Annotated in this window: 20 protein-coding genes and 2 pseudogenes; 8 read left to right on the top strand and 14 right to left on the bottom strand. The window is 68.4% G+C overall.

The window, feature by feature from the left end; all coding sequences use genetic code 11:
- Positions 1-5: 5 nt before the first annotated feature.
- Together ACH4FX_RS10960 and ACH4FX_RS10955 are read right to left on the bottom strand one after the other, a co-directional pair.
- Positions 6-1,544 (bottom strand): terminase large subunit domain-containing protein, encoded by a 1,539-nt coding sequence (locus ACH4FX_RS10960; RefSeq protein ID WP_398477364.1) that lies wholly within the window; start codon positions 1,542-1,544, stop codon positions 6-8.
- Positions 1,531-2,079 (bottom strand): hypothetical protein, encoded by a 549-nt coding sequence (locus ACH4FX_RS10955; protein ID WP_398477362.1) that lies wholly within the window; start codon positions 2,077-2,079, stop codon positions 1,531-1,533. The genes ACH4FX_RS10960 and ACH4FX_RS10955 overlap by 14 nt, the downstream gene beginning before the upstream one ends.
- A gap of 304 nt (positions 2,080-2,383) precedes the next feature.
- Here ACH4FX_RS10955 and ACH4FX_RS10950 point away from each other — a divergent pair, with 304 nt between their 5' ends.
- A complete protein-coding gene (locus ACH4FX_RS10950; RefSeq protein ID WP_398477360.1) occupies positions 2,384-2,995 on the top strand; it encodes a ScbR family autoregulator-binding transcription factor in 612 nt (203 codons plus the stop codon).
- A 279-nt stretch (positions 2,996-3,274) separates the two neighbouring features.
- Here ACH4FX_RS10950 and ACH4FX_RS10945 read toward each other — a convergent pair whose 3' ends face one another.
- The 4 genes from ACH4FX_RS10945 to ACH4FX_RS10930 all read right to left on the bottom strand — a co-directional run bounded on the left by ACH4FX_RS10945 (position 3,275) and on the right by ACH4FX_RS10930 (position 7,191).
- A complete protein-coding gene (locus ACH4FX_RS10945; RefSeq protein WP_398477358.1) occupies positions 3,275-3,526 on the bottom strand; it encodes an RNA recognition motif domain-containing protein in 252 nt (83 codons plus the stop codon).
- Between the two features lie 1,035 nt (positions 3,527-4,561).
- Positions 4,562-5,086, bottom strand: a complete 525-nt coding sequence (locus ACH4FX_RS10940) for a hypothetical protein (protein ID WP_398477356.1) — start codon at positions 5,084-5,086, stop codon at positions 4,562-4,564.
- A gap of 3 nt (positions 5,087-5,089) precedes the next feature.
- Positions 5,090-6,532 (bottom strand): ParB N-terminal domain-containing protein, encoded by a 1,443-nt coding sequence (locus tag ACH4FX_RS10935; protein ID WP_398477354.1) that lies wholly within the window; start codon positions 6,530-6,532, stop codon positions 5,090-5,092.
- Complete coding sequence (locus tag ACH4FX_RS10930; protein ID WP_398477352.1) at positions 6,529-7,191, bottom strand: ParB/RepB/Spo0J family partition protein; 663 nt, start codon at positions 7,189-7,191, stop codon at positions 6,529-6,531. Before ACH4FX_RS10930 ends, ACH4FX_RS10935 begins: the two co-directional genes overlap by 4 nt.
- A gap of 359 nt (positions 7,192-7,550) precedes the next feature.
- On the opposite strand from ACH4FX_RS10930, the gene ACH4FX_RS10925 reads away from it, so the two are divergent.
- Positions 7,551-7,922, top strand: coding sequence for a hypothetical protein (locus tag ACH4FX_RS10925; protein WP_398477350.1), 372 nt, complete (start codon positions 7,551-7,553; stop codon positions 7,920-7,922).
- 438 nt (positions 7,923-8,360) lie between these two features.
- On the opposite strand, the gene ACH4FX_RS10920 is transcribed toward ACH4FX_RS10925, so the two are convergent.
- Together ACH4FX_RS10920 and ACH4FX_RS10915 are read right to left on the bottom strand one after the other, a co-directional pair.
- Positions 8,361-9,392, bottom strand: a complete 1,032-nt coding sequence (locus ACH4FX_RS10920; protein ID WP_398477706.1) for an XRE family transcriptional regulator — start codon at positions 9,390-9,392, stop codon at positions 8,361-8,363.
- A gap of 165 nt (positions 9,393-9,557) precedes the next feature.
- A pseudogene (locus ACH4FX_RS10915) lies at positions 9,558-9,749 on the bottom strand (helix-turn-helix domain-containing protein); the annotation flags it as partial.
- 202 nt (positions 9,750-9,951) lie between these two features.
- On the opposite strand from ACH4FX_RS10915, the gene ACH4FX_RS10910 reads away from it, so the two are divergent.
- From ACH4FX_RS10910 to ACH4FX_RS10885, 6 genes and pseudogenes are all read left to right on the top strand, one after another.
- On the top strand, positions 9,952-10,683 hold the full coding sequence (locus ACH4FX_RS10910; protein WP_398477348.1) for a hypothetical protein: 732 nt from the start codon (positions 9,952-9,954) through the stop codon (positions 10,681-10,683).
- 4 nt (positions 10,684-10,687) lie between these two features.
- Positions 10,688-11,998: a UDP-N-acetylglucosamine 1-carboxyvinyltransferase gene (locus ACH4FX_RS10905; RefSeq protein WP_398477346.1), complete on the top strand. Its 1,311-nt coding sequence runs from the start codon at positions 10,688-10,690 to the stop codon at positions 11,996-11,998.
- Positions 11,998-13,029: a serine hydrolase domain-containing protein gene (locus ACH4FX_RS10900; RefSeq protein ID WP_398477344.1), complete on the top strand. Its 1,032-nt coding sequence runs from the start codon at positions 11,998-12,000 to the stop codon at positions 13,027-13,029. The genes ACH4FX_RS10905 and ACH4FX_RS10900 overlap by 1 nt, the downstream gene beginning before the upstream one ends.
- Positions 13,030-13,045: 16 nt before the next feature.
- Positions 13,046-13,462: pseudogene (locus ACH4FX_RS10895) on the top strand (FAD-binding protein); the annotation flags it as partial.
- A 385-nt stretch (positions 13,463-13,847) separates the two neighbouring features.
- Positions 13,848-14,099 (top strand): hypothetical protein, encoded by a 252-nt coding sequence (locus tag ACH4FX_RS10890; protein ID WP_398477704.1) that lies wholly within the window; start codon positions 13,848-13,850, stop codon positions 14,097-14,099.
- A 4-nt stretch (positions 14,100-14,103) separates the two neighbouring features.
- Positions 14,104-14,328: a hypothetical protein gene (locus tag ACH4FX_RS10885; protein ID WP_398477343.1), complete on the top strand. Its 225-nt coding sequence runs from the start codon at positions 14,104-14,106 to the stop codon at positions 14,326-14,328.
- 707 nt (positions 14,329-15,035) lie between these two features.
- On the opposite strand, the gene ACH4FX_RS10880 is transcribed toward ACH4FX_RS10885, so the two are convergent.
- The 6 genes from ACH4FX_RS10880 to ACH4FX_RS10855 all read right to left on the bottom strand — a co-directional run bounded on the left by ACH4FX_RS10880 (position 15,036) and on the right by ACH4FX_RS10855 (position 17,227).
- Complete coding sequence (locus ACH4FX_RS10880; protein WP_398477341.1) at positions 15,036-15,209, bottom strand: hypothetical protein; 174 nt, start codon at positions 15,207-15,209, stop codon at positions 15,036-15,038.
- Positions 15,210-15,325: 116 nt separating this feature from the next.
- Positions 15,326-15,523: a hypothetical protein gene (locus ACH4FX_RS10875; protein WP_398477339.1), complete on the bottom strand. Its 198-nt coding sequence runs from the start codon at positions 15,521-15,523 to the stop codon at positions 15,326-15,328.
- 122 nt (positions 15,524-15,645) lie between these two features.
- A complete protein-coding gene (locus tag ACH4FX_RS10870) occupies positions 15,646-15,987 on the bottom strand; it encodes a VRR-NUC domain-containing protein (RefSeq protein ID WP_398477337.1) in 342 nt (113 codons plus the stop codon).
- Positions 15,984-16,241 (bottom strand): hypothetical protein, encoded by a 258-nt coding sequence (locus ACH4FX_RS10865; protein ID WP_398477335.1) that lies wholly within the window; start codon positions 16,239-16,241, stop codon positions 15,984-15,986. Before ACH4FX_RS10865 ends, ACH4FX_RS10870 begins: the two co-directional genes overlap by 4 nt.
- A 407-nt stretch (positions 16,242-16,648) precedes the next feature.
- Positions 16,649-16,924: a hypothetical protein gene (locus ACH4FX_RS10860; protein WP_398477333.1), complete on the bottom strand. Its 276-nt coding sequence runs from the start codon at positions 16,922-16,924 to the stop codon at positions 16,649-16,651.
- A gap of 36 nt (positions 16,925-16,960) precedes the next feature.
- Positions 16,961-17,227 (bottom strand): hypothetical protein, encoded by a 267-nt coding sequence (locus tag ACH4FX_RS10855; protein ID WP_398477331.1) that lies wholly within the window; start codon positions 17,225-17,227, stop codon positions 16,961-16,963.
- Positions 17,228-17,658: the final 431 nt, after the last annotated feature.

The following is a 17,658-nucleotide window of genomic DNA, read 5'->3' as shown; positions in this document are numbered from 1 at the left end:
CGGTATCAACGGCGACCGGACAGCCTCCCGTCCCGGTACGAAGTACCGCCCGCGGTGCCGGGAGCCGTCCCCGCGAGCTGCGTGAGCCCGTGTACTGCGGCGTCCATCCGGTCCGGGCTGTCCATTCCGGCGACCCAGGTGACCATCTGCTGTTCCAGCTGCGGCCAGGCCCCGACGTGGTGGACGCGGCCTTGCTCGTAGAGCTGGGCGATCGGTTCGGCCCTGAGCCGTTTGCCGTGCTTGGCCGTCACCGACAGCACCGCCGGCATGGGCAGGCCCTCGGTGCGCTGCTCGCGCTCCAGTTCCTGCCACGCCTGCCGCAAGACCTGCCGGGACATGTCGCCGCCGTAGTTGGACTCCACCGTGATGGCGTCCGCGCGCAGCTCGATCGCCAGCAGGCACGCCTCCCGGCCCCATGCGTCGGCCCCGCGGTTGCCGGAGCGGTCGTCGAGGACGTACAGGTGCCCGGACCGGTCGCGGGCCACGGCCACGATGCCGGTCTCGTCGCCGACTGCCGACTCCCCGCCCGCCGGATCGACGGCGACGACGATGCGCGCCAGGTCGATGCCGCGCAAGCGGGCCGCGCTGATGCGGTGGTCGGTGATCCACGGCCACTGCCACACCCCGCCTTCCTGCGGGCGGGGCTGCTGCATATACAGCGACCACCACACCCGCTCGCCCACGGAGCGGCGGATCTCGGCGAGCGCGGTTTCGTCGTACCGCGCGGGCCACAGCGCGGCACCCACCGGCCGGCCGAGCGCATCGTCCTCGGACAGGGCGAGGGCGGGCAGGTTGATGACGGTCCAGCGGTCCGCCTCGTCGGCAAGGATCCGCCCCGCCAGGTCGTCCTCGTGCCAGCGGGTCTGGATGAGGATGACGGATCCGCCCGGCTCGATACGGGTCAGCAGAACCGCCTGCCACCACTCCCACAGGCGGCGGCGCATCGTAGGCGAGGCCGCCTCGGCAGCGTCCTTGATCGGGTCGTCCAGGACTGCCAGGTGCGCGCCCTTGCCCGTCAGGCCGCCGCCGACACCGGCAGCGGCGAAGCCGCCCTCCGTACCGGCGATGTCGAAACGATTCGCCGCCGAGGAACCCGGCCGCAGCGCGATGCCGATCTGCGGCCCGTAGGAGACGATCGCGTCCCTGATCCACCGGCCGTGATCGTCAGCGAGGTCGGAGGAGTACGAGGCGATCATCACCCGGTGCTCCGGGCGCCGCCGCAGATACCACAACGGCGCCCACCGGGCGGCCCGCCTCGACTTGCCGTGCCGCGGCGGCATGGTCAGCAGCAGCCTCGTCGGCTGCCCGGCCGCCACCCGCTCGAAGGCGGCGTCGATCTGCGCCAGGTGCGGGGCCTGCATCTCCCGGCCCTCGGTGAGCACCGCGGCCATCGCGCCGGGGGAGCGGTCCAGCGCCATCTCCCGCTCGATCCGCAACAGCTGCGCCCGCAACTGGGGGGTGGAGGCGGCGGCGATCTCGCGGCGGCGGCTTGCGGGCAGCGACCGGTAGAGCCGGAGGACCGCCGCCTCGTCAGCCCTCCGCATCCCCGTCCGCGCCGCCGGCCAGGCCGATCAGGCGCTCCAGTTCCTCCAGGCCCGCCGTCTCGACCTGCACCGCGGTCCCGTCCGGCCCCGACACCTCGGTGCGGGTCGGCCGGTCCAGGCCCAGCAGACGGCTGCTGCGCTCGATGATCCGCACCGCACGGTCCACCGCCTGAAGATCACCGCTGCGGATCGCCGACCGGTACACGGGGAAGAACAGCCGCTCCAGCCGCTCGGCCATCACCTGGCGCAGCTCGTCGGTGGACGCGTCCAGCGCCGTGCTGCGCTCCCGCAGCGCCTTGGTGACGTCCTTGCACGCCAGCTCGATCAGCCGCTTGTCGCTCGGCGGCTCCAGACCGCGCTTGTACTTGTCGATGCCGTACCCCTGCGGGTAGGCGATGCGGTCGGAGTTGATCGCCGGATCCGCGGCCAGCTTGCGGCCGATCGTCAGCCAGTCCACCCCGGCCAGCTTCAGGTCGATAGCGTCGGCACGGCGCTGGGTGATGGCGGCCCGCGTGGCGCGATTGGGGCGGCCCATGAACAGCTCCCTGGGCCCCGCGCCGTCTCACCATGATCCCTGACCGAAGCCATCAGCCGCCGGCCTCCAGGCCGCAGGCTCCGTGAGCGCGGCGGCATCACGGCGAAGCCGCGAGGCGGGAGAGAACCGTTTCTCCGGTTCCCGTGCTCGTCGTCCGGCGGGCACGGGAACGGTGCGAGAGGGAAAAAGATCATCTTCCCTTCCGCCTCCGGAAGATCAACTGCGCCCGTCAGGGACCCAATGCGACAAAACGCTCGGTTTTTTCGTACTATCCATACGGTTGTCGGAGGAATGGTGTAGTGCGGTGCAGGAACGGGCGGTCAAGACGCGGGAGGCAATCCTTCAGGCGGCTGCCGAGCTAATCGACGAGCACGGGTTCAGCGAGGCGAGCGTCAGCAAGATCATGAAACGCGCCGGGGTCACACCAGGCGCCCTGTACTTCCACTTCAAGTCCAAAGAAGCCCTCGCCTACGCGGTCATGCTCGGCCAGGGCGACGGACTGGAGATGCCGCCCGGCGGTGACGGCCTGCAAAGGCTGATCGACATGACGCTCTACCTCTCCGGAGAACTCCAGACCAACCCGAGGCTCCGCGCAGGGGTGCGCCTGGCGATCGAGCAGGGAGACTTCGGCCTCCAGGACGCTTCCCCGTACAACTACTGGATCGAGGAATTCGCCGAGCAACTGAAAGCCGCGCAGGCCAAGGGCGAAGTGCTGCCGGAGGTGGACGTGCGGGAACTGGCCTGGACGCTGGTGGCCTCCTACTCCGGCACTCAGCTCCTGTCCCATATCTCCACGCGCCGCACCGACCTGCACCACCGTGTAACCAGCCTGTGGAAGTACCTGCTGCCGGCGATCGCAGCACCGGCCGTCAGGCCGTCGCTGTCCTTCAGCCGCCAGTGGGACCGGGCGGCCTGAGCGCCACGGCCGAGGCCGACCGTGGGAAGCTCTTCCAGCCGCCGGCCCATATGGCGATGAACAGGCGATCATGGCAGTGGGTTCGGGTGAACTCCGACGCCCGTCCGGCGAGTAACTTCCTCGTTGATCGCGGTGTTGGCCACCCGCGATCAACGGGAGCGAAGTGGGCCTACGAGCGGGTTGGGTAACCGTCACGAATAGGTGCCCGCCGGCCGCGCCTGCACAGGCGGAGCCGGGCGGCTACACGAAGCCAGGAACTCTCGCGCGTGACGGGGCCGACTACGAGTCAGCCGCTGGGGCGACGCTGGCCTTCATCTCGCGGTTATGAATCCTGCAGCCGTTCAGGCCTTCGGCTGCTTGAGCCGCATCCTCAGCAGTGCTGTATGTGATTGAGGCGACCCCCTTGCACATTCCCTCGGGGGTGCGCTCGATAGTTACTTCCCGAATGAATCCGAAGCGGCTCCCTGCCTCGATCAATGATTCCTTGGTCGCGAAGGGGCTGAGATTCTCGATGTGCACCTTGGTTGTCACGACTACCAGCTCTCTGGTGATGCATGGGGAACGGGACACCTTTTACCACCCGGCCAACCCCGGAGCCTGGCTTCTCTTGGCCGCACCCTTGGAGATCACTCGCAGAGGTCAAATCGCGCCAACCGTCAGGTGACAGGCGTTTCGGGTGGTAGTTCACCAGGTCACTTGAGTGCGCAACCCATCAACCACCGGAGTCGCCACGGCGAGTCACATAACCCTAGCCACCCATTCGAGTGAAGCGCAGAGAGGGGTAAGGTCCGCACCCGCCACGCCTCGGAAGTCGTCATCGGTGCCATCACTAGAACCCTGAACCAGCCACGGACACTCTTGCTCGGCCGACTGGATGAACACCAGCACTTACGTTTCGTCGGACGCAGCACACCGCTCACCAAACACATCAGTCAGGACCTTGGCGCGCAGATGACGCCCGCCCCTGACCGCCACCCCTGGGCAGGCTGAACGTTTTCCACAGGCTGGGGATCGCGCGAACCCTTGACAGTCGAACTCGTCAGCCCGGTCCTCGTCGTGGAAGTCAGCGGCGACACGGCCGTCGATGCCGGCAGATGGCGGCATCCTGTACGGGCACTACGGCTGAGGGCGGATCTGACGCCGTCTGACGTACCAAGGTTCGGTGCCGAAAACACGCCTGCCGCCGGGTAGTCGGGATTCTGCCCAGAAAGGTTCCCTCAGCGATCAGGTGATCCTAGGGTGCTGAACCCCGGCTTACTCTCACGGACCACGGCGCCCCCTGACCCACCCAGTAGCCGCGGAGTCCGCGAACGCCTTTCAGGAGGCATTCGTTGTAGTCGGCCTGAGCGCCACAGGCTGAGCAAATGTCGTGGTCGGCAACTCCGTAGGTCCACCTGGGCCCGCCGTCGTCCTAACCGCAGACCCGGCAGGTGCTCTCGACAGCGTCGTCGTGCTGTGTGGTCATGATGCAAAGAGGCTAACGAGGAGGAGCGGCCTCTGCCTTGCCGGTCGCATGCAATGACTGCGGGAGCCGTCTCCGGGGCTCGCCCGGAGACGGCGTGACGATTAGCCGAGGGTCAACTGCTGTGGGCCGTCGGTCGTCTCCTCGCGTGGAGGGGGCGGCGCATCGGCTACGTCGCGGTGTGTGCGTAGCCACCAGGCGAACTGGTAATTGCGGCAGGTGCGGTGCCGGTACGACGACCGGCGAGGCGCGTTCCGCGGGATACTGTGCTCCCCCCATCCGGTGATCGGCAGGGCATTGGTGAGCCGTACGCGCAGGCCCGGTACGAGGGCGTCACCCTCCCACGTTTCGCCCGGTGCGTACTCAAAGGGCAGGTGGGCATTGCGCACCCAGTCCCATGGTATGGGCAGTGCGCACAGGTACCACGCGGCAGGCGGGTTTTCTGCCGGCAGACACAAGGTCTGGGCGCGTCGCTGGGGGGCGACGTCGTACCGGTCACATTCGGCGAACGTCTTCAAGCAGTGCTGCGTGAGGTCGAGTTGACGCACGCCGGCCAGCCACATGATGCGGTAGCTGTCGCGAGTCTCTATCTGTACGCGAACCCCTTCCGGGCTCGCCGGTGAATCCATTCTCTACCCCTCCAAAACAGAATTCCTATTCTTGATCAATTCTAGCAGAATTCCCACAATTGCCTCATGTTTGTTGTGTCGGAATTCATTTGGGTAGGGCATGTTGAATTCATTATCTAGGGCTTCCTTGTACTCCTCGATCGGGAAGGGGCGCGGCTTGCGGCACACCGCCTTGAGCGTGGCCCGCGTTGTGTCGCTCAACTCCACCTGTTCGAAGTAGCGCGACAGCAGGCCCCGCAGCGACTCCGGCGTGTGGTACCGGATGCGCTGCCACTTCCCTCGCGTGAAGCGCATGTCCACATTGTTCGAGTCGAGGAAGCTCAGCCGGGTCGAGTCGCGGCTGATGGAGTGCTCGGAGTTCTCATAGGCCAGCTCCCGGTCCAGGTTGCGGGTGCCGATACACACCTGCCCGTCCGCCGCGCACAGCGCGTTCACCGCCAGCAGCACCCAGTGCTGGTACTCCAGGGACGTCGTCGCATTGATCACCGAGTCCAGCACCACGACCTCGAACAGGCCGTTCGCGCGCAGGTCGCGCTCCAGGCCGCGGATCTGCCCGACGATGCTGCGGATATCCAGCGCGTACTTGCCCTTCAGCGTCCGGTACGGCTCATAGTCCTGCACCCGGTAACCGCTCGCACGCAGATGCCGGGCATAGTCACCGTGGCCGGCACCGAAGTCCACCACCCGGTGCGAGGTCGTCAGCCACGGCAGCACCAGCCGCTCCCACACCTCCGACTTGTAGCGCACCTGGTCCTTCTTCGCCTTCGAAGAGTGCTCCCGAAGCCGGTTGGGCTGCACGATGTGCTGGTTCCACACCGGCGCCTGCTCCTCCAGGCCGGACCAGTCGTACACGCCGTACTCGCCGGTGAGGTCTTCGACGAGCTGCCCCGCGTCGAAGGAGGCCACCGTCCACGCCAGCACGTCGAAGCGTTGTGTCTTGGCGACCGCCGCGTACTCGGCGTTGAGCACGATGCGGCCCTGGTCATCGATGACGACCGACCCCCATGGCCCGTGCGCCGCGGTCATGAACGCGATGGCCTGCTGGAACGGCAGGTTCTTCGACTCCTCCACCTCGATGGTCTGCCACGGAATCCAGCACCACTGTCCAATCGGCCCCGGCTCCGCGTAGACCACCGACGACTCGGTCTCGACGCGGTTGTGAAGGAGGTTGAACTTGATCTCGTCCTGCAGCCTGACCTTCTGCGGCAGGATCATTGCGGGCGTCGTCGTCTGCCCGATCGCCTTGAGACCCTTGGTCCTCTGGTGGCCGGCGACCAGTGTCCCGTCCGCATTCAAGATCACCGGCTTCACCACGCCATGGCGACGCAGCGAGCCCTGCAGACGCACGAACGACTCCTCGGACAGGTGCCGCGGGTTGTAGTCGGCCGGCCGCAGGTTCTCCAGCGGATACGCCGGGTCGAAGCGCACATCGAGACGGCTGCTCACGCCACGTCCCCCTCACGGGCCTGGTGCTCCTCGTTGAGAACGTGCCACCCGAAGCCCATGTCCGAGTCATGCGCGTCGACGAACTGCCGGTACAGCGCATCCAGCAGCTCGACCTCGGCCTGCGTGATCCGCACCCGTGTCGATGACCACTGCAGATAGCCCCACTGCAAGTAGTCCACCGTGGCCGCGGCCCCCGTCCCGGCCCCGTCACTGGGCAGCTCGATCGGCGCCGGCAGGGCGGTGCCATCGAGGAGCTGGTCCAGCTGCGCCTGGTCGTACCCGGTGCCCTGAAGGTCGGGCAGGTCGGTGAGGATGTCGGCGAGCAGTGCCGTGTCGTACCCAGCCAGGTCGTTGGTGCGGTTATCAACGATGACGATCTTCGCCGCCGCATCATCGTCCACGTCGAGCCAGGTGACCGCGATGTCGTCCCAGCCGAGCCGTTTGGCCGCCTTCAGCGTGTGGTTGCCCGCCAGAACCTCGTTGGGCCGTCCGGTCAGCGATCCCTTGTTGACGACGATCGGCCGGTACTGGCCATTCGTGGACAGCGACTCGGCAATCGCATCGAGATCACCGGTGCGCGGGTTGCGGTGGTAGGCGGCAAGCTGATCGACGGGTACGGCCAGGTCTGCGAGCGAGGCCGGGATGCGATAGGGGGACACGGGACTCCAGCCCCACGCCCAACCCCGAGCCTAGGCGACCAGAGCGTGTGCTCTGCCTCGTACCGAACCGCCGGCTCGGGCGTGGAAGTGTCTCCTGTAAGCACCCAGACTTACCCAACTCGAAGCCAGTGTCGGAGGGATGCGGTACACAAGGGGCTGACGCAGTAACCGAAGCGCGGGAGCAACGTATGGCAACGAGCTCGGTGTCGTCACCTGGCGGAGAGGACACCAATGCGGAAGGAGTCACGTCTGCATCTCCCTCCGCGACTGTGCATGTGTCGGGGGCTGCAGCGAGGGGGCAGCGGGGCTGGAGGAAGAAGGAGGTGTGGGTCCGGTTCTGCCTGTGGCTTGCCCTGTCCGTGATCTTCGCCCTGCTGCCCACAGTCGGCCAGTATTTGAACGGTCGCCAGACGGTGGGGTTTCACCAGCCGAGTTTCATGGAGTGGGTCAGCAAAGCACAGCTCTACATTGTGTCGATGGGGCTAACGGTTACGGCGCTAGGAGAGGCGTTGTTGCAACTTCGGAAGATGCAGTCCTTTAAGCTATTACTCGTAACTATCCTCAATGTCCTAATTCTGTCTATCGCCACCTTTCTTGCGCCTAATGCTGATTCCGAGTCGACAATCAAGGCAGTTGTCGGCGAGCAGTCATTGTGGCTCTTCGGCGGCGCCCTGCTGGCCTCTGGCTGTAGCACCTGGATGTGCGCTACCGGAGCCGGGGAGCGAGAATGAACGCCGATTGGGTCCTCACGCTCGTCGCTGCCGTGGCAGGTGGAAGTAGTTTTATCGTCACGCTGTACGCGGAAGCTGTTCGGCGTCACTGGTTCCAGCAGCTCCGACAAGCTATGAGGCGGGGCGGGCGGCGGCGTTAGAGGCATACAAAGTGGTGAGAATGGGCCTGCCCCTCCGTCGAGCGAGCAACAACCGAAACTTCATGCAGATTTGCGCCTGGCCCGGGTATGCCGTATGAGGCGCAGCGATCACGCTGTCGGCAGGGACGGTGCGGCTGACGAGGGTGACATCGCTGGCGATGCGGCAGCGGGGCCGATGGCGATGCCGGGGCCGAGGCTGATGGTGTTGCCGGTCTGACAGCCATCGCCGAGGACGCCGCCGAAGCGCGCGGTGCCACAGCGGTCAAGGCCGTCCGGTACGCGGAAGATGATCTCGCGGTCAGGCTAGGACGCCTGCGCGTGCGGCGAGGCCGCGGAGCTCGGGTATGGTGCGCCCGGAGACCAGCAGGCCAGAGATCAACGACTTCACAGCGGGGCGTGCGTGGGTCTCTTCTGGGGCTTGCTGCTCAGCGGCCAAGAGGGCGCGCACGCATTCGTCGCGGTGTCCGCGTCGAGCGAGGGCGGTGGCGACGTCCGTGTGGTAGCGCGAGCGTCGCTCGGCGCTGGGCAGAGCTTTGGGGGAGATGGCGCGAGCCGCTGCCAGAGCAGCCATCGGGTCGCCCGCGGAGTTTTCTGCGGAAATCAGGTGCAGTTGCACGGTGACGGGGCTGAATCCGCCACCGTGGTCGCGGAGCAGGGTGGCGCCTCCGAGGCCGTCGGCGATGGCGGCGGCCTCGCTGGTGAGGTCGCGCATGCCGTCGCGGTCGCCGCAGCGCGCGGCAGTGTAGGCCGCGGACTGGATGAGCAAGCCGCGCTGGGCGGTTCCCTGCCGCCCAGCTGTGCGGAGAGCCGGGTCGTCGGCGGCGGTCAAAGCGATGGACAGGGCCTGATCGTGCCACTGGGCCTTGCGTGCCAGGACTGCGAGCTGGCGGGCGGCCTCGGCCACCGATAGCGGATCGGCGCTGGCGGCGGCGAGCTGACGGGCACGGTCGGCCGCCATCCAACCGAGCTGCTGCTCATCGAGCTTGATGAGCATGCGGGTGGCCAAGGTGTAGCTGTTGGCGAGCAGCAGGTGATGCTCGGGGTCTTCGCTGCTGGTGGTCAGCGCGTGCCCGGCCTGGAGGAGCCGGGGCAGCCGGACGGCGAGGCTGGCGTACCGGCAGGTGTGGAAGTCGGCAAGGGCACGAGACAGGTCCGTGCTCAGGGCCTCCGGTCGTACGTCGGGCGGCCGGTGGCCCAGGCCGAGCATGGCATCCCGCAGCCGGCTGACGAGGAGCTGGCCCAGCAGAGCGTCGTTGGTGGGGGCGGCGTCGCCGCTCAGGAGCGGGGCGCCGGCGGCTGCGGCGGCCGTGACCGCCAGGTTCGCGAGCAACTTCCTTCGCCGCACTGATTCACCATCCTCCTGCCGGGGGCTGCCCACCCTATGAGCGGGAAGGCGGGGGTACGCCGAGATCGGCCCGACTACCTGGCCGTGTCGCACCTCGGCCACTGGCGCGGGAGCGGCGAGGCCGAAGGACTTCAGGGGGATGTCGAGGGCGTGGGCGAAGCACCGGAGCACGGCCACATCGGTCAGGGGGGATATGCCGCGCTCATAGCGGGAGACCTGGGCCGTGGAGTATCCGGTGAGCTGCCCGAGGTGGGCGAGCGTCCATCCCTTCTCCTTGCGAGTCCGGCGTACCAACTCCCCGGGTGAGCAAGCTGGAGAGGCAGGATCTGAGGTACCGGTCATCACACACCCCGTCCGCTTCGAGAGCCGAGGTCGCGCTGTCGCCGTAGAGATACCCAGCCGGTGTGGCCAGACCCGTTTGCATCGGATGCAAACGGGTTTGCATCTCCTGACAGTGCCCCTGCCGTCAGTTTCCCCCCTGCGGTGTCGTGGACGTGCGGCTGCCAGCATCCGGCAGGCCGCCCCGCGAACCCAGGAGGAACTGGTGCAGCCCTTGTTCGCCACAGCGCCCGCGACGCCGGCCGCAGACGCCCGCCTCGCCCCCTCGTACTTCTTCCACACCGACGACCTGCCGGCGGTCCTGGCCGACCTGCTGGCCCAGTGCCGCACCGTCTTCGACATCAAGGCAGCCGTCGCGGCCCTTCTCACCGATCCCGGCCCCGCTCACCCCCTGGCCCGCGGAGGCGGGCACATCGAAGACGGGGCCCTGGTCCAGGGCCAGGTCACCGTGCAACCGGGGGCCCGCATCGAGGCAGGCGCCCAGGTCATCGGCCCGGTGGTGGTGGGCGCCGGTGCCATCGTCGCCGCCGACGCGCTGGTGCGCGACCACAGCCTCATCGGCCCCGGCTGCCGCATCGGCTTCGGCGCAGAGGTCACCCGCAGTCTGCTGATCGGGCACGTCTTCATGAAGCACCCCAGCTTCATCGGCGACTCGGTCATCGGACAGCGTGTCAACATCGGATCGTTCTGCTCCACCACCGGGTTGCGCTGCGACCGCGGACCGGTCGCCGAACCGGCCCTGGACGAGATCACGATTACCCTCGGCGGGCAGCGCATCGGCACCGGGCAGACGAAGTTCGGCGCCGTCATCGGCGACGAGGTGGCCTTGCCCGCTGGAACCGTCCTGGCTCCGGGCACGCTCATCGGCCCCCGCACCGTCATCTACCCGCGCGACCACGTCGGCGGCTTCCTTCCCGCTGACTCCCGGGTCCGGTGACACGATGACCTTGACCTCTGTCTCCACGATCGACGACACCGCCGTCCTGCGCGTGACCGGCGGCTGGCCGCTGTCCGGCCGGATCCCGGTGCAGGGCAGTAAGAACGTCGCCCTGCACCTGTACGCGGCGGCTCTCCTGACCGACACCCCCGTCTGCCTCACCGCCGCGCCGGACATCATCGACACCCACGTGTGCGCGCAGATCCTTTCCCGCACCGGCGCCGCCACCACCGCCGAGACCGGCCGGTTCACTGTGGCCCCGGCCACGACGGTCTGCCCGGTCATCGACGCCGACCTGGGCCACCGCGTGCGCACCACCGCCGTCCTGGCCGCCGCCGTCCTGGCCCGCGCCGGACAGGTCGTCTTCCCCTACCCGGGCGGCGACGCCTTCTGCCCGCGCCTGATCGACCGGCACCTGGCCGCCATGCAGGCCGCCGGCGCCCGCGTCACCGCCGACGCCACCGGCATCCACGCCCGCGCACCGCGCGGGCGGTTGCACCCGTTCACCGTCGACGTGGCCACACCGTACGGGCCTAGCCTCGGCGCCACGGTGACCGCCCTGCTGCTCGCCGCCCGCACACCGGGCACCAGCCGCATCACCCACCCGTCCATCGACCCCGAAGTCACCGAGACCGCCCGCTTCCTCGCCGAGCGCGGCGCCATTGTCCGCTACGAGAACGACGGCTTGCACGTGACGGGAAGCGACTGGATCGCCGGAGGCACCTTCGCGGTGGCCGGTGACCGCATCGAGGCCGCCACCATGATCATGATGGCCGCGGCCACCGGCGGCAGCATCACCCTCGAAGGCATCAGCACCATAGACCTCTCCCAGGGGCTCACCGACGTCTTCGCCGCCGTCGGCCTCAAGGTCGCCGACGGCGCGGACGGCGCCCTCCGCGCGCACCACCACAGCCTCCGCGCCGCGCAAGTCGCCACCGGCCCGCACCCCGGCGTGCCGACCGACACCGCACCCCAGCTCGCCGCCCTGCTCACCCAGGCCCGCGGCACATCGCTGATCACCGAGCGGGTCTATCCCCGCCGCGACACCCACTGCGCGGGGCTGCGCGCCTTCGGCGCCGACATCACCTCCCGCGGCCCGGCCATCCGCGTGCGCGGGCCCGCGCGCCTGCGGGCGGCGCAGGCAGCGGCGTGCGACATCCGTGCGGTGACCGCGCTGCTGATCGCCGCCCTCGCCGCCGACGGCACCTCTACGATCCGGGGAACCTTCCATCTCCGGCGCGGCTACGGCCACCTGCTGTCCAACCTCGCCACGCTGGGAGCCGACATCACCCCCACCCCGGAAGAGGCGCCCTGATGCCCGTGCCGTTCCCCGCCGCCGACACCACCCGCCTGCACGAAACCCTGACCGCCGTGGTCGACGACGGCGCCAGCCCCGGCGGTGTCGTCATCTGCGGCACCACCGACGGGCAGCAGCGCATCCTGACGGCCGGCGCCGTCGCCCCCGAATGCGGCGACGCGCCCCCCACCGCCGAGACGGTCTACGACATCGCCTCCCTGACCAAGGTCGTCGCCACCTGGCCCCTGATCGGCCGCGCCCTCGACGCCGGGCTCCTGAACCTGGACGAGCCGGTACGCACCGCGCTGCCACCGATCTCCGGAGAGGCTCCCAGCGGCGCCCCGACCATCCAGCAGCTGCTCACCCACACCTCCGGCCTGCGCGCCTCCACCCGCCTGGACCACTACCGCGGCACCAACACCCCGCTGCACGAACTCCTCTTGCGCGAACCGCTGGAGACCGAACCCGGAGCGCACCGGTACATCAACCGTGGCTACATCCTGCTCGGCCTGGCCTTGGCCCACCTCCACCAAGAGCCCCTGGATCGCCTCGCCCACGGCATGTGGAGCACACTGGGCATGTCGGCCACCTGCTACGGCCCCGTCACCCGGGCCCGGACCGTCGCCCCGACCGAACAGCGCCTGCCCGGCGCCCCGCGTATCTGGGGCGCCGCCCACGACGACAACGCCGCCATCATGGGCGGCATCGCCGGCCACGCAGGCGTCTTCTCCACCCCCGGCGACCTCGCCACCTACGCCCACGCCCTGATCACCGCCTACCAGGACGGCGGCGTGCTGGGCGGGTGGCTGCGGGCCAGCCTGGTCCCGCACGCATCGATCGAGCCGGGCCTGCACCGGGGCCTGTCCTGGATCCTGGCTGACGGCGGCCGCACCGCCTACCACCACGGCTTCACCGGCACCAGCCTCTACCTGGCCCCCGACACCGGCCGCTACCTGGTCATCTGCACCAACGCGGTCTACCACGGCACCGCCCGCACCCGTATCGCACCCCTGCGGGCCCTCGCCCTGAAGACCATCTGCGCCATCTGACCCTGGGAGGACCACGATGGGTGAGCTGCTGGCCAACCACACCACCCTGCGCTTGGGCGGCCCCGCCGACCGGCTGCTCACCCACACCGACCCCGCCCACTGGACCGACCTCGCGCACAGCCTCCGTGACGCACCCCCACCGTTCGTCCTGGGTGGCGGCAGCAACACCCTCGCCGAGGATGCCAGGCACCGCGGCACCGTGATCCGCATGGCGACCCGCGGCATCACCACCCACCAGCGCGCACACGGCAGGGTGGAGGTCACCGTGCAGGCGGGGGAGCCACTGGCGGCACTCGTCGCGCACTGCGTCAGCGAGAGCCTGTCCGGCATCGAATACCTCAGCGGCATCCCCGGCACCGTCGGCGCCGCACCGGTGCACAACACCGGCGCCTACGGACAGCAGATATCCGACGTCCTCACCCGCCTCACCGTCTACGACTGGCAGCAGCACACGATCACCGAGTTTCATCCTGACCAGTGCGCGTTCGGCTACCGCACCAGCCTCTTCAAGGCGGCCCCCGGCCGCTGGACCATCCTCCAGCTCGTCCTGCGCCTGACCCGCACCGAGCAGGCCGCACCGGTCACCAACCCCCACCTCGCCGACGCCCTCGGAACTAGCCTCGGGGCGCGCCCGCCCCTGGCGGAAGCCGCCGCAGGCGTCCTCTCCGACCGTCACCAACGCGGCCTGGCCCTGCCCGAGGAGGGTCCGGACGCACGACAGGCGGGCTCGGTCTTCACTCAACCCGCCCCTCACCCGCGCCCAGGCCCACCTCGTTCGAACGGCTGGCGGCCCGGTCTACCGAGACGACTTCGGAACCCTGCGCGCCAGCGCCGGATGGCTGCTCCGACTGACCGGCCACCAACCCGGCAGCCAGATCACCACCGGTGTCCGCTGCTCCACCCGCCGTACCTTGACCCTGACCGCCCACCAAGGAGCGACCTCAGCCGCGTTCACCGCAGCGTTGCAAACACTCGCTCGCCAGGTCCGGGAAGCCACCACCATCCACCTGCGCCCTGAACCCGTCCGGCCCCCTGCTACGTGCACCGTGAACGGCGCCCCCACACGATGAGGGCATGGACGTACCGCCCGTGATCGTGCACCCGCCCTCGCCTACTGGTGGCCGGCGCGTCACCGTACGCGGCGAGGGCGCCGGGGTCGCGTACAACAAGCGAGACGTGCAGGAGTTCTTGCGGCGCGCTGGAGTAGCGGAAGACGCCGACACTATCTCGCTGGACGATCCGCACCTCATCGAGTGGAGGGGCGGCGGGCCAGAGATGTGGGGCGACACGGTGGCTTGAGGTAGCTTCGACCGCCCTTGGATCTGAGGCGACGTACCGATGAGCAAATGAGCGGGACGATCGCCACGCGTCTTGTGGGACGCCCCGAGACCCATGGGGAAGACACCCGTGGGCCTCCCCAGCTAGGCAGCGGGGGAGGCCCGTGGTCGGGTCTTACTGACCCTGACTGTGCTGTGTGCCGCCCAGAACACCAACCAGGGCAGCAGCTGCGGAGATCCAGTCTGGGCTGACACCGAGACTCGCAAGCACAGCCACCGTGATCGTCACCGTAATGACGACAGTCCGGCCTCTCGTATCGTGTGATGGGCCATGGGCTGGGGCATGCACACACTGAAGTACTGCCACGTACTTCTCCTCTCAGGCTTGCCTGGGAATGGGCCTGGGCGCATTTCGGTTGGGAAGCCAGGATCCGCGCCGAGGCCCTCCTCATAGAACAGCCGAGTCGCGCCCGAGGGGAACCAGAAGAACGCGTGACCTGCCCCTCCTCTGGGGCGCACGGGGGGCGCACGCCCGTGTCACGGTGCATCATCTGGACATTGGCGGTCGTAGAGGCGAAGCCAGCGACACCCGTACACGACGGACCAGTGGCGGGCTTGGCACCCCGAGAAGCCGTCTTCCAAACCCCATGACAAAGCCCCGTGGACGGGGGATACCACGGGGCTTCTCCAAATGAGTGTACGGCGCAGGTGTTGGCACCGCCACGATCGTCAAGGCTGTTCTGCTCTCGTCCACCCTGGGCCGGACGCACCGACGTAGCGGGCCCAGACCTCGGCGCCTCCGTCTTTGGTGCCGTGCGCCTTGGCCTCGAAGGCGCCAGCGGGCCGGAAGGCGGCGAGCTTGCCGGTACGCACCCGGTGGGCCTGGTTGGATGCCCGGTTCATGGTGGCGTGGGTGTCGATGTGGGCCCAGTCCCCGGGACGGCCTCGCAGGGCCTGAGCGGTTTCGTGGGTCTCCTGACTGCGGTGGGGGACAGGCGGGGTGTCGAACCGTACGTGCATCAGGGTGTGCTTCCCCCTTGGGTGTCGGTGGGTGAGGTGGCGGTTTCGGCAAGGTGCCGGATTCGGTCGGCTGCTCGCCATTGGCTGTCCGCCAGGTGTTCGCACAGCTCGTTGGAGAGACGGGCGATCTCGGCCAGAGCCGCGCCGAGGTGGGGCGGTGCCTGCGGGCCGGGGGTGGTGCAGGTGGTGTCAACCATGGAACGTGCTTTGGGTCAGCGGTTGTTGCACCGGCAGGTGTTGGTGATCAGGTTGAAGTAGCTATCGCAGCTATTGCACCAGGGGCCGGGCGCCGGGGCAGTGTCTGTGGTGCGGTCAGCAGTCACGGTGAGTTCCTTGTCCATGGTTCGGAGAGTTGGGCTCGGGGGCCGTTGGGGGCGAGGGTGGCGATGATGAGGCTGAGGTCTCGGGGGCGCCACAGAGCGGTTTCGAAACCGCAGGATGCGAGGTGGGTGAGCCACTCGCGCTGGGCGGGCCGGATGCGGCCGGTGTCCGTCTTGAGTTCGACGAACAAAGTGCGTTTGGTCTTGGGGTGGCCGTAGACCTCGTCGGGCCATCCAGCGTCAGAGCGGCGGCTGTTGTGGGTGTGGTAGGCCAGAGTCCAGCCGCGTGCGGCGGCGAGCTGGCGTACGTGCCGGCGGAACTGTTCTTCGGTGACGCTCACGCCGCCTTCACCCGCCGCTGGGCGATGGCCGCTTCGAGGTCGGCTCGGTGCCGGGCTGCATCCGGGTCCGGCGTTGGGTTGTGCCGCGGACGGTTCGCTACCGGCGGCGCGGGGCGGCGGTGGCGTTCTTTCAGGAGTTCGGGCAGGGGGGCCCTGTGGTGTTCCTGAAGGATCTCGCTCAAGGGGCGGCCGTATCGCTCGGCGATCAGCGCCTCGTACAGCTCTGGGTCGTAGGTGGTGGTTTCGGCAGGCATCTGGTTCTCCATAGGTGGGCCGGGGCCCGCTGTCGGAGGAGCGGGCCCCGGCCGGAGGGGCGGCCCGTATCGGACGGGCCTTCCGTGCGGGCTGGGCGCGGGGGGTCGCTGCCTGCACGGAGGTCGGGTTGTTGTGTGGGCCGTGCCTCGGGCCTGACAACGATCACGAATCTAACATGATCAAAGACGGCGGCCTATTTCTGGTCTGGGTCAGTCCATGATGGCGAGCTCGGTAGTGCGGCAGGGGGTGTCCGTCAGTGCGCCGGGCCAGCGCACCATCACCAGCGTTTCGCCAGTGAGGGGATCCTCGGCGTGTTCGTTCACGCACCCGAAAGGTCGCGGCTGGTCCCGTTGTCAGCGGATGGGGGTTACGCCTGTCTGCGGCCGGAAGTCCGCGCGGACGTCGTTCACTTGGTGCTCCCTGTGTGGCGCGAGGCGATCAGTTCCAGGCCGCACCCCCATGCGGTGGAGACGGGTTCGTTGAACGCGCAGTCGCCGTGCTGGCTCTCTTGAAGGTCGGCCCGCCAGCCTTCCGGGCCGCCTGGCCGGTTGCGGGTGAAGTGCTGGATCGTGCCGTCTGTCAGCGTGAAGCTCACGTGCAGGACTCCGTCGGGGTCGGTGGTGGCGCTGGTGTGCTGCCCGGTGGTGAGGGCGTGGTGAGCGAGCATGTCGCCAGTTCGCACGATTGTCCCCGTTTTAAAGTAGCGGCCTATTTCTGGTTAGTGAAGCGAGCCGTAGCCGTTGCAGGTCTCGCATGTGTCCGCAGTGGCGGGGTTGGTTCCGTCGGGGCAGTGGGGGCAAGGGTGCCGCCACCCGGTGCCGCGGCACTGCTCGCACTCGCGGACTTCCTCGCGGGGGCCGCGGAGGAAGGTGACGACGGTGCGGCCCTCGCACTCATCGCACTCGCGGGGGCTGATTCCGAGGGTGCTGTAGCAGTCGACGGTCGCGAACGTGGCGAGCACGGGGCTCCTCTGAGTGTCGGGCATCTCTTCGTGCTAGGTAAATTCTACTATGTCTAGTCGGGGTGTCCAGTTGGCTATTCAGCAATTGGGAGCTGACCCTTCCTGCTCGGTGACGAGTAGGTCAATCACCCGCGCTCAGGAGGCATTACCTGGCGACGTCTTACTGGCGATTGTCCCTGTGGTGCAGAACCCGCCGGGAGGCAGCGGCCTCGTCGGTTAGACAACGGGTCTGGTCAGCAGGGCGGGCATGACTAGGCACCATGGCCTCAAGGCGAGCCGGGGAGGGCCCGTATTCGCGAGCCAGTCGACGATGGAGCATCAGCATCCCAATTTCCGCTCTACGGGCCCCGGTGTGGCAGTGGAGTGAAGCGCCGCTGGCGGCGCGGCCGTATCAGGTGATGTCCAAGCCGCTGCCCGGGTGGGCGGCAGCATGGGGGTGCTGGCAACAGCCGCCG

The organism is Streptomyces sp. NPDC018019 (genome assembly GCF_044327805.1).
Classification (GTDB): Bacteria; Actinomycetota; Actinomycetes; order Streptomycetales; family Streptomycetaceae; genus Streptomyces.
The sequence above is the reverse complement of the archived record's forward strand: the minus strand, read 5'-3'. Positions and strand labels throughout refer to the sequence as shown.

Bases quoted from the DNA above. Each gene is read 5' to 3' on its own strand.
- ACH4FX_RS10960 (WP_398477364.1), bottom strand. From the start codon at position 1,544: ATGCGGAGGGCTGACGAGGCGGCGGTCCTCCGGCTCTACCGGTCGCTG.
- ACH4FX_RS10955 (WP_398477362.1), bottom strand. From the start codon at position 2,079: ATGGGCCGCCCCAATCGCGCCACGCGGGCCGCCATCACCCAGCGCCGT.
- ACH4FX_RS10940 (WP_398477356.1), bottom strand. From the start codon at position 5,086: ATGGATTCACCGGCGAGCCCGGAAGGGGTTCGCGTACAGATAGAGACT.
- ACH4FX_RS10905 (WP_398477346.1), top strand. From the start codon at position 10,688: ATGACCTTGACCTCTGTCTCCACGATCGACGACACCGCCGTCCTGCGC.
- ACH4FX_RS10900 (WP_398477344.1), top strand. From the start codon at position 11,998: ATGCCCGTGCCGTTCCCCGCCGCCGACACCACCCGCCTGCACGAAACC.
- ACH4FX_RS10885 (WP_398477343.1), top strand. From the start codon at position 14,104: ATGGACGTACCGCCCGTGATCGTGCACCCGCCCTCGCCTACTGGTGGC.
- ACH4FX_RS10880 (WP_398477341.1), bottom strand. From the start codon at position 15,209: ATGAACCGGGCATCCAACCAGGCCCACCGGGTGCGTACCGGCAAGCTC.
- ACH4FX_RS10875 (WP_398477339.1), bottom strand. From the start codon at position 15,523: ATGGTTGACACCACCTGCACCACCCCCGGCCCGCAGGCACCGCCCCAC.
- ACH4FX_RS10865 (WP_398477335.1), bottom strand. From the start codon at position 16,241: ATGCCTGCCGAAACCACCACCTACGACCCAGAGCTGTACGAGGCGCTG.
- ACH4FX_RS10855 (WP_398477331.1), bottom strand. From the start codon at position 17,227: ATGCCCGACACTCAGAGGAGCCCCGTGCTCGCCACGTTCGCGACCGTC.